The following is a 9,115-nucleotide window of genomic DNA, read 5'->3' as shown; positions in this document are numbered from 1 at the left end:
TGTTTCTGGTTTTTCTGGATCCGTTGTTTCTGGTTTTTCTGGATCCGTTGTTTCTGGTTTTTCTGGGCCTGGTGGTGCTAAAGAAGTCAATTTGTTTAATACTTCTAATTGAACTGGACTTATCATTCCTTTTGTAATTTCAAATGGAATTGGATTAGTTAATTTTTCATAACCCTTTGGTGCTTCTACTTCTACAAGTGTGTAGTGACCTACAGATAAGTCTGAGACTTTCGCTTTTCCTTCTTTATCTGTTGTTACTTTCGTTACTACTTTTCCTTTTTCGTCATGAACTTCAAACACTGCCCCTGATAATACATTCTTACTTTCAGCAGCCATTTTTGTAATTTCTACTGAACCTTTGTCTAACTGTTCATTCTCTACTTTTAGTAATAAAACTTCTGTCATACCTTTTTTGATTTCGAATGATACTGGTTCTGTTAGTTTTTTGTAACCTGGTAAACTCCCCGTTTCTACTAATTTGTATTTTCCTACTGCTAGATCTGAAACTTTCGCTTTTCCTTCTTTATCTGTTGTTACTTTCGTTATTACTTTGCCTTGCTCATCTTGCACTTCGAAAGTTACGCCCGCTAATACTGTTCCACTGTCTTTATCCACTTTTGTAACTTCTACATTACCTTTGTCTACCCATTCATTCTCTATTTTCAATGATAAGACTTTCGTCATACCTTTTGTAATTTCAAATGATACTGGTTTTTCTAGCTTTTTATAACCTAGTAAACTTTCTACCTCTACTAATTTGTAACTCCCTACAGATAGGTCTGAAATGTTTGCTTTTCCTTCTTTATCTGTTGTCACTTTCGTTACTACTTTTCCTTGCTCATCTTGCACTTCGAAGACTACGCCTTCTAATGCTTTTTGACTGTCTTTATCTACTTTTGTAATTTCTACTGAACCTTTATCTAACTGTTCATTCTCTACTTTTAGTGATAAGACTTCTGTCATACCTTTTTTGATTTCAAATGATACTGGTTTTTCTAACTTTTTATAACCTGGTAAGCTTTCCGTCTCTACTAATTTGTATTTTCCTACTGATAGATCTGAAATGTTTGCTTTTCCTTCTTTATCTGTCGTTACTTTCGTTACTACTTTGCCTGCTTCATCTTGGATTTCAAAGACTACACCTGCCAATGTCTTCTGACTGTCTTTGTCCACTTTTGTAATCTCTACTGAGCCTTTATCTACTTGTTCGTTTTCTACTTTCAGCGATAAAACTTCTGTCATACCTTTTGTAATCTCAAATGATACTGATTCGCTTAGCTTTTTGTAACCTGGTAAGCTTTCCGTCTCTACTAATTTGTATTTTCCTACTGATAGATCTGAAACGTTTGCTTTTCCTTCTTTATCTGTTGTTACTTTCGTTACTATTTTCCCTTTTTCATCTTGGATTTCAAAGACTACACCTTCTAATGCCTTCTGACTGTCTTTGTCCACTTTTGTGATCTCTACTGAACCTTTATCTACTTGTTCGTTTTCTACTTTCAGCGATAAAACTTCTGTCATACCCTTTTTGATTTCAAATGATACTGGTTTTTCTAGCTTTTTATAACCTGGTAAACTTTCTACCTCTACTAACTTATATTTTCCTATGAATAAACCTGAAACGTTTGCTTTTCCTTCTTTGTCTGTCGTTACTTTTGTTACTACTTTCCCTTTTTCATCTTGCACTTCGAAAGTTACGCCTGCTAATACTGTGCCACTTTCTTTGTCCACTTTTGTAACTTCTAAAGTACCTTTGTCTACCAATTCATTCTCTATTTTCAATGATAAGACTTTCGTCATACCTTTTTTGATTTCGAATGATACTGGTTTTTCTAGCTTTTTATAACCTAGTAAACTTTCTACCTCTACTAACTTATATGTTCCTATGGATAAACCTGAAACGCTTGCTTTTCCATCCTTGTCTGTCGTTACTTTCGTTACTACTTTTCCTTGCTCATCTTGCACTTCGAAGACTACGCCTTCTAATGCTTTTTGACTGTCTTTATCCACTTTTGTAACTTCTACATTACCCTTGTCTAACATTTCGTTTTCGACTGTTAAAGCAAGAGATTTTGTCATGCCTTTTTCAATTTGGAAAGTAATCGGATCTACTAATTGCTTATATCCTTTTGGTGCTTTCACTTCTACTAACTTATATGTTCCAACTGATAAATTAGTAACTTTTGCTTGTCCTTTTTTATCTGTCGTTATTTTAGCAACTACTTGTCCTGCTTCATCTTGAATATCAAATACTGCATCAGCTAAAGCATCTTTATTTTCTTTGTCTACTTTTGTAATTTCTACATTTCCTGTATCCACTAATTCATTTTCGACTGTTAGCTTTAACGCTGTTACTCTACCCTTTTCAATTTCGAATAAAATTGGTTTTTCAAGTGGTTTGTATCCTGCTGGTGTTTCTACCTCCACCAACTCATACTTCCCAATAGATAAATCTGAAACGTTTGCTTTTCCTTCTTTATCCGTTGTTACTTTTGCAACTACTTTACCTTTTAAATCACGTACTTCAAATACAACATTTTCTAATGGTGCTTTACTATCTTTATCTATTTTTGTTATCTCTACATTCCCTGTATCCACCATTTCATTTTCTACTTTTAATGATAGAACTTCGGTCATGCCTTTTTTGATTTCAAATGATACTGGTTTTTCTAGCTTTTTATAACCTGGTAAACTTTCTACCTCTACTAATTCATACTTTCCTACTGATAAATCTGAAACATTTGCTTTTCCTTCTTTATCTGTCGTTACTTTTTTAACTTCGTTACCTTTCTCATCTTGGACAACGAACGTTACTCCCACCAACGGTGCTTTATTATCTTTATCTATCTTTGTTATCTCTATATTTCCCGTATCTACCATTTCATTTTCTATTTTTAATGATAAGACCTCGGTCATGCCTTTTGTAATTTCAAACGATACCGGCTCTATTAATTTCTTATAACCTGGTAAACTTTCTTTTTCTACTAATTTATACTTTCCTACTGATAAATCATCAATTGTTGCTTTTCCATCTTTATCTGTTGTTACTTCTTTTACTACTTTATCTTTTTCATCTCGTACTTCGAAGACTACGCCTTTTAATGCTTTCTGGCTGTCTTTATCTACTTTTGTGATTTCTACTGAACCTTTATCTAACTGTTCATTCTCTACTTTTAATAATAGGACTTTCGTCATACCTTTTGTAATTTCAAATGACACTGGCTCTGTTAGTTTCTTATAACCTGGTAAGCTTTTCGTCTCTACTAATTTGTACTTTCCTACTGAAAGATCTGAAACGTTTGCTTTTCCTTCTTTATCTGTTGTTACCTCTTTGACTACTTTATCTTTTTCATCTCGTACTTCGAAAACTACGCCTTTTAATGCTTTCTGGCTATCTTTATCCACTTTTGTAATTTCTACTGAACCGTTTTCTAACTGTTCATTCTCTACTTTTAATGATAGGACTTTCGTCATACCTTTTGTAATTTCAAACGATACTGGCTCTGTTAGTTTCTTGTAACCTGGTAAGCTTTTCGTCTCTACTAATTTGTACTTTCCTACTGAAAGATCTGAAACGTTTGCCTTTCCTTCTTTATCCGTCGTTACTTTTCTTACTACTTCACCTTTCTCATCTTGGACTTCAAATTCGACACCCGCTAATACTGAACCGTTTTCTTTGTCCACCTTTGTAATTTCTACATTACCTTTGTCTGTCATTGCATTTTCTACTGTTATCGGGAATATACCGTCCCCTGTTACATTTACTTCGAATTCTGTTTCTTTTAATTGGTATCCTTCAGGCGCTTTCGTTTCTTTTAAAATATATTTTCCTGGCGCTAACGGTTTAGAAATTGCCTTACCATCTTTATCTGTAATAATATGCTCAACTACTACACCGTCTTTTACTATATCAAACTCTGCATTTGCTAATGGTTTTTCACCATTTTCTGAATCAATTTTCTTTAATTCAATTTGACCCTTTTGCAAAGTATTTTTAATTTCAATTGCTTTTGTTTCTCCAGCTTGAAGTGTAACCTCTACCGGACTTGTTAATTTTTGATATCCCTCAGGTGCTACTTTTTCATAAACTTTATACGTCCCAGGAGCTAAAGTTTGAGGTACTGAAAAGCCGTTTTCGTCCGTTATCAGTTTTGCAACAACTTCATTTGCACTATTTCGAACTTCAAATTCGGCACCTTTTAACCCTTTGTTCGGATTCTCAGCATCTATTTTATGAATCGATACTGTACCTTCTTTTGGAGCTTCAGGCGGTGTAACATTTACTTCTTTCGATGTTAATGTTTTATCATCAAAATGTAATTCTGCCTTATTAGGAATCTTCTTATCTACGTAAGAAGATAAGTCTGCATTAGCTTTAATTTTCGCCTTAATACTAAGGTTAATTATCTGGTCTTCATATGACTTATAGTCAAAACTCTCACCGAACGTAAATGTTACTTCACTTTTTTGTTTATCTATCTTTAGTGTTCCTTTAGAAGTAATATCTTGGCCATTTTGATCATACACTTTTGCCTCTAATACTTCTAATACATCTTCTAAATCATCACTAATTACCATAGATGTGTATTTAGGAGGATCGTTTGGTATATGTGTACCAACTTGATATTGAATAGGTTGATCCATTTGCGCTAACTGCTGATTCTCTACAAGCTTACCACTCTCATCAACTATATTCTTTTCAATACTAGGTGGATGATCGTCGCCTGAACCAGTTCCTCCCCCACCACTTACGAATACTTCTCCTACTTTTTCTTCAGTTTTAATATTTTTGCCTTCTAATTTCACTGTATTTTTATGAGGCTTTGCAGCGGGATTGGTAATCTTTGTTTTATATCTTAAAATATAACCTTTTGAACTGTCTGGAAATTCAATTGTAAATCCAGTTTTCGTTGCATTGATTTTAATTTTAGATAAATCTGCTTGCTTAATATTTGTTGGTGCATAGCCATCTTCAAATACAGCCTCTTCTAATACTAAGCTATCTGTAATTAATTCATGCCCAGGTCCTAATGTGTCTGTTAATTTAAGATCTTGCATTTCTGTTCCAGTTGCATTTACATATACAAGCCAATCAGCAATGGATGGATCTTCTTGATTATAAGAACCCCATTTCAATAGATTATCTGTATTGGGATGTGGCTTCGGTCTCTCTGTCGTATTATTTACACTTACTTCTTTATTTACGATTTGACCATCAACGTTAAATTCTAATGGAATTTCTTTGACACCATCATATGCTTCTAGCCCAAAGTAGAATTCTACGAATAAAGAACCTTTAACGTTATTCTTTCCTTCTACGTAATCACCCATAGTACATGTCAATAGACCTTTTTTCATCTCACATGTACCAACTGTTTTTCCTTCAGCATCTTTTAAAGGAAAACTCATATTCATAAGATCTTTTCTAAATTCTTTTGGCATATCAATTGTGAATTGATCTCCACTTTTTATTTTTTCTTTAGCTGACCACTTCACTTCTACTTTCATGCCATCTGAGGCTTGATATGGTTCAGACGTTGTACCATCAGTACGGGAGATATTAATCTCGTCCACTGGATTTTTTATCACAGCGGCTTGAATAACTGGAGCCCACACATTTAGCACTGAAAATAATACTAGAAAAACTAATGAAACCATCGAAATATGCCTCTTAGTACTTTTCATTTGCATAATTCCCTCCTATTTTTTATATTTATATAACAAAAAAAGACCGTCCGGTTGCATCAAAAATGTGCAACCAGACGATCTTAGTAACCAATATGTATTACCGTAGACTCTAAGCTTTGCGGCCTATCCTTTCGAATAGTGTGCTAAAAATATTTTTTATTCTTTTTTTGTTTCATTTTCCTCTTAAACCAAATATTACTATACCGTCTGGACGGTTATAATTCAATACTCTATGAAATTGTTCTATTTTTCTAATAAAAAAAACAATTCACCAGTGCATTAAATAAGCAATGGTGAATTGTTTTACATTATATAGTTTATATATTCTATTTATATGAATTAAAAATAAGAGCTTGAATCACTTTTTCTCTTAATTCGGGGCTTAGTCTTCCAACCCCTAAATATTCCGAATACCATAATCCATCTGCCGCTAATCTAATAATTGTGGCACAAACTGAATCTATCTCATCATTTTCTATTTTATTTTGCAGTTGCTGAAATGATTGTTTTAACGGTTCAAGTAATTCAGGCTTTAGCATTAATGCTGCCATCATACTACTACCCAGCTCTTCTACTCTTCCCTCATTACTTAATCTTTCCTCTACAAAAGAACGTACCCACCTTCCTTTCTTCTCTAAGTCCTCCGCTACTTTATTGTGAATAGCGTCTTGATACTCCTCCGTCCCTTTGAGTATCATGCCCTCTATTAAAGCTTCTTTAGTTGAAAAGTGATACAACAATCCACCTTTACTTATCCCCGCCTCTTTTGCTACCGCTTCTAAGGTTAACTTAGCAACCCCTTTACATTGCACAATTTGAGAAGCGGCTGCTAAAATTTTTTGCCTTGTTATACTTATACTCATTCCTTTTTAAAACCCCCATTTCTACTAAATTTATATAAATATGTATCTTATTTTTAATATCGCTGAGTAATAATAAATATTTTCTTTATACCACAAAGGCTTCATTACCTTTGAATTGTTCGTTGCTTCTTCTATTAAAAATTTCCATATCATTCAATATGATAACATCAAATACTCACAATTGACTATACATCTATACATTTATATTCGTTGAAAATATATCCATAAACATGAAATGCATACAAATTGATTATCCTTATATATTTAATCTATAATTCAAAGAGGTTTATATGTTCATAAAAATAAAGTGAACTTTTATAAGGATGATTCCATTGAAAAAATTTTCTATTAGTTATTTAATATGCTTACTGGTTTTTTCTATCATTGTGAACGTTTTACAGTATACACTAGTTCCAAATTATGCGGATTCATGGGGACCGATTTGGGTATCTATTATTATGTTTTTAATTCTTGGAAGCATTCCTGTTCTTATCGGTTGTTTATTAGGTGAATTTTGTTATAGAAAAATAAAAGGAAGTCACGAATTAAAGATCGGTATTCCTTTATTTATACTGTTAGGTATTTCCTACAATCATTTATTCTTTATGTGGTTTAATGACAGAGATTTTCTATCCTTTTATTTAGAAGCTTTTCTGGATACTGGCCTTCCTATTACTGTATCATCTTTACTATTTTATCTTATAAGACGGCGTTAATTCTTTCATCATTGCATAAAAAAAATGTTATTACTCCTGATAAATTGAGTAATAACATTTTACTTACTAAATTTGCTTCCAACTAGCGTCCTTCACATCTTCACTATTTGGCTTTCTAACTGATTGCACAAAACATTCCTCGCAAGCACCCAATGTAATGAAATTTTTCTGTGCTTGTCTTAACGAAACTTCATCCGCCCCGCCTTCAAAGTCAGGACCATTAAACTGAACCTCATCATCTTCCCAATAACATATATTACAAATTTCATATGTTACCTGGTGGTTCTTCTATTGTTCTATACCCGCAGCACGGACAAGTGTATTTCATTCTGTCACTCCATTATTAACTTGTTTTTTCCGATATATTCCGGCCCACAAAGAATGTAACAGCGCAAATCATAGTTATTCCCATGAAAAAAATATTAGAATCTTCATATGTAGTTGGAATCCCAACTGTTACTGAAACAATACTACAAGCTAAAAGTAAATATAATAATAAAGATATAATATAGCTTAGTTTAAATCGTAAAATGATACCTCTAAACAATAATTCCCCAAGTAGACAGCCACCTAAAATGATAGGTACTCCGAAATATAATGTAAGGACTCCCATTTGCGCAGTAGATTGAATTATCTTTCCAATTATGTTTGGCGAAGTCATCTCATCATTTTTTCCTATCCTATCATATAAATCAAGTGCCGTTACTGAAATAAAGAAACTTAATATAGAAAATGAATACGGAATTAAAAACTTGCTCACTCTCATTCACCTCGCTTTTTTGTTTCACATATATTATTCATTATTTTCACATGAAAAAATAGCCCTCTATGCTAAAACATAGAGGGCAGAATTTTTATATAAAAACCTATACCTTATCCTGAAGTGCTCCCCATAAACAGAACATCTAAACTATCTGTGCCCTATATTCTTTAGGGGATAGGTGGTTATTAGAAAGTAGTGTCTTCTTTTTTATAATATTCTTTTGAAATCTCTTCATAAAATGCAGCTGATGTCGTGTAGAAATAAGGTACTAACCATAAGAAACCGATTCCTAAAGTAAGAATACTTAAAATGAACCAACCTAAGAAACTTAAGCATAGTAAAAAGTAATCCATTTTATGTCCATTCATCATACGACGGCTTTCAGTAATCGCTTGATTCGCTGTATATTCTGGATGATCATTCAAAATAAAATATGTCATAGAATAAGAAAATGATTTAATAATACCTGGAATAATAAGAAGTAATGTCCATAGAACCAAGTACACATTCATTAGTAAATATGTTGAAAACGATTTCATAAACTTACTTCCATCGTTAAACCATCTAAATATATGACCAATACGAGCATTAGTCCCACGAATTACATTTAAAACAAAATAAGAAGCACCTACTGTTAACGGCCCGATAATAAACATTGCAATAATAGTTACTGTAAGTGACTCATTTGCTTCTTCCCAACCCCAAAATATCGAGAAAATACCTGTAGTTAAAATTTCAACAGCTCCAATAAGGATTCCGACTAATAAGGTTGCCCCTACCGCTAATCCCCATTTTCCTTTTAATGCATCAAGTGCTTCTCTTTTTAACTGACTTATCATATATAGCCTCCTAATACTTTTTCTATATTAGTATACCATTTATATCAAAAATTCCACAGATTTTCCTGAAATAGAAGCATACTACCTTTTTTGATATGTATTGATATATGTGCGCTGTAGCTTTACTAATATATGAATTAAGTCACTCATTTTCCTATAATAAAAAAAGCCTGCCTTTCATATGGAGTGAACCCTTAGAATGAGACGAAAAAAACACCTCTCTAAATCGTAAGTATCAGTTATGAT

At 33.0% G+C, this 9,115-nt stretch carries 4 protein-coding genes, 2 pseudogenes and 1 riboswitch; of the genes and pseudogenes, 1 reads left to right on the top strand and 5 read right to left on the bottom strand.

Annotation, left to right across the window (positions count from 1 at the left end; translation table 11 throughout):
- Together CER22_RS30215 and CER22_RS30210 are read right to left on the bottom strand one after the other, a co-directional pair.
- Positions 1–5,691, bottom strand: a 5,691-nt coding sequence (locus CER22_RS30215; RefSeq protein WP_088610414.1) for a SpaA isopeptide-forming pilin-related protein, incomplete at its 3' end; no start/stop codon positions are given.
- A gap of 59 nt (positions 5,692–5,750) precedes the next feature.
- Positions 5,751–5,843: riboswitch (cyclic di-GMP riboswitch) on the bottom strand.
- Between the two features lie 171 nt (positions 5,844–6,014).
- Positions 6,015–6,551, bottom strand: a complete 537-nt coding sequence (locus CER22_RS30210) for a TetR/AcrR family transcriptional regulator (RefSeq protein WP_060489215.1) — start codon at positions 6,549–6,551, stop codon at positions 6,015–6,017.
- Between the two features lie 332 nt (positions 6,552–6,883).
- Here CER22_RS30210 and CER22_RS30205 point away from each other — a divergent pair, with 332 nt between their 5' ends.
- Positions 6,884–7,267, top strand: coding sequence for a hypothetical protein (locus CER22_RS30205; protein ID WP_088062349.1), 384 nt, complete (start codon positions 6,884–6,886; stop codon positions 7,265–7,267).
- A gap of 66 nt (positions 7,268–7,333) precedes the next feature.
- Here the strand turns inward: CER22_RS30205 and CER22_RS30200 are convergent.
- From CER22_RS30200 to CER22_RS30190, 3 genes and pseudogenes are all read right to left on the bottom strand, one after another.
- Positions 7,334–7,595 (bottom strand): annotated as a pseudogene (locus tag CER22_RS30200) (CPCC family cysteine-rich protein).
- Positions 7,592–8,033 (bottom strand): annotated as a pseudogene (locus CER22_RS30195) (hypothetical protein). Before CER22_RS30195 ends, CER22_RS30200 begins: the two co-directional pseudogenes overlap by 4 nt.
- Positions 8,034–8,215: 182 nt before the next feature.
- On the bottom strand, positions 8,216–8,869 hold the full coding sequence (locus CER22_RS30190) for a DUF975 family protein (RefSeq protein WP_088610413.1): 654 nt from the start codon (positions 8,867–8,869) through the stop codon (positions 8,216–8,218).
- Positions 8,870–9,115: the final 246 nt, after the last annotated feature.

Source organism: Bacillus sp. K2I17 (assembly GCF_002209985.1).
In the GTDB taxonomy this organism is placed as follows: Bacteria; Bacillota; Bacilli; order Bacillales; family Bacillaceae_G; genus Bacillus_A; species Bacillus_A wiedmannii.
This window is presented reverse-complemented; position numbering and strand designations above follow the sequence as displayed.

Excerpts from the sequence above, each read along its gene's own strand:
- CER22_RS30210 (WP_060489215.1), bottom strand. The coding sequence starts at position 6,551 with ATGAGTATAAGTATAACAAGGCAAAAAATTTTAGCAGCCGCTTCTCAA.
- CER22_RS30190 (WP_088610413.1), bottom strand. The coding sequence starts at position 8,869 with ATGATAAGTCAGTTAAAAAGAGAAGCACTTGATGCATTAAAAGGAAAA.